This window comes from Clostridium sp. OM02-18AC (genome assembly GCF_003481825.1).
Taxonomy (GTDB): domain Bacteria; phylum Bacillota; class Clostridia; order Lachnospirales; family Lachnospiraceae; genus Brotaphodocola.
In genome coordinates, this window is sequence record NZ_QULW01000040.1 from 1 (window position 1) to 1,697 (window position 1,697).

General features: G+C 43.3%; 1 protein-coding gene. It reads left to right on the forward strand.

What is annotated here, in order from left to right; translation table 11 throughout:
- Window positions 1–131 precede the first annotated feature (131 nt).
- Complete coding sequence (locus DXB18_RS15980) at window positions 132–1,445, forward strand: IS30 family transposase (protein ID WP_118708898.1); 1,314 nt, start codon at window positions 132–134, stop codon at window positions 1,443–1,445.
- Window positions 1,446–1,697: the final 252 nt, after the last annotated feature.

Genomic DNA, 1,697 nt, shown 5'->3' on the forward strand with positions numbered 1-1,697 from the left:
CCTAAAATGAAAATTTAAATTCCACTTCTCCAAAGGGCGGTGGAGTTTACTCTTGCACAGTTGATATTTACTCATGCATACTGATATGATACTTTAATCGTCCTTCTGACAGCAGTAGAAGGAGTTTGACTATGAGTAAATATATCCCAGGCAACCAGAAGCATCTCACCATAGAGGATCGTATCTATATCCAGAATGAACTGGATAAGGGTACATCCTTTAAAGATATTGCCCGCTTTCTCTGTAAGGACCCTACTACGATTTCAAAAGAAGTGAAGGCCAGAAGATCCTCCGATTGGTTTCACAAAGGGACTTTTCTTAATGCGAAGAACTTCTGTACCAAGCGTTTCCGTTGTAAGAAAACGAATGCCTGCAATAAGATCCTTCTTTGCGGCGTTAAATGTGCTTCCTGTCCCACCTGTAACCAGACCTGTCCAGATTTTCAAAAAGAACGCTGCAGCAAACTTGATCGGGCTCCCTACGTCTGCAATGGATGCAGTAAAAAGATCAATCATTGTACGATTGCCCACAAATATACCTACAATGCCAGGTTCGCTGATCGGAAATACCGGGAGTGTCTCAAGGATTCCAGGTCCGGAATCGCTATGACCAGACAGGAACTCCACAAAAAGGATAAGATCATCACTCCTCTGATCGATCAGGGCCAGTCTCCTTACCAGATCGTTGCAAACCATCCGGAATTGAATCTTTCCGTCCGCAGCGTTTACAACTACCTTGATATGGGACTTCTGACTGCCAGAAACGTTGATCTGAAACGTAAAGTGAAGTTTAAACCCAGAAAAGTCCATAAATCACAGATATCTGACCGCCGTGTCTTTAATGGCAGAACTTACGCTGATTTTCAACAGTTGCACCTGGAATCTTTTGTAGAGATGGACACCGTCCACTCCGCTGTTGGTTCCTCTAAAACACTGCTTACCTTCTTTTTTACAAGGGAAAAGCTGTTTCTTGCGTTCCTCATGAACCGGAATACGGAAGGATCTGTACGACTCGTTTTGGACCGTTTAGAAAAGCGTTTTGGTACCTTTGATTTCCTGACTCTGTTTGAATATATACTCACCGACAGAGGCGCTGAATTCGGTGATCCTGATTCTCTCGAAACCGGTGTTACCGGTATCCAGAGAACCAACATTTATTACTGTGATCCCATGAGAAGCGGACAGAAAGGCGGCATTGAACAGGTACACACCATGCTCCGCATGATACTGCCGAAACGAACTACCTTTGAATTCCTGACTCAATGGGATGTGAATCTAATCACCAGCCACATCAACTCAACACCGCGGGAGAGTTTGAATGGGCGTACACCGTATGATGTCGCCCTGGAGGCTTTTGGGGAAGACGTCTTAAAAGCATTTCAGCTTAGGCGTATTGACCCTGACAAAGTCGTCTTAACACCTAAGCTGATCCGCTATAACCACTAACCCATGAAGAAATCTGCTGTCAGACTGGAAGTAAACTTTTCACATTTTTCAAATGTGGCTGGTGGAATTTAGTCGTGCACACCGACCTCCAGCAGCTTGTTTGCCATACAGAAAAACAGAAAATTTCGCCATAGATTACTTGTATTATAGCATAGATTCCGCTTTTCTTCTTAAAAATCACTAGATTATAAGCAACTTTTAAAAGAGCGGTGGAATTTACTTTTGCACTGGAATTTACTTTTTCAAGTCAGC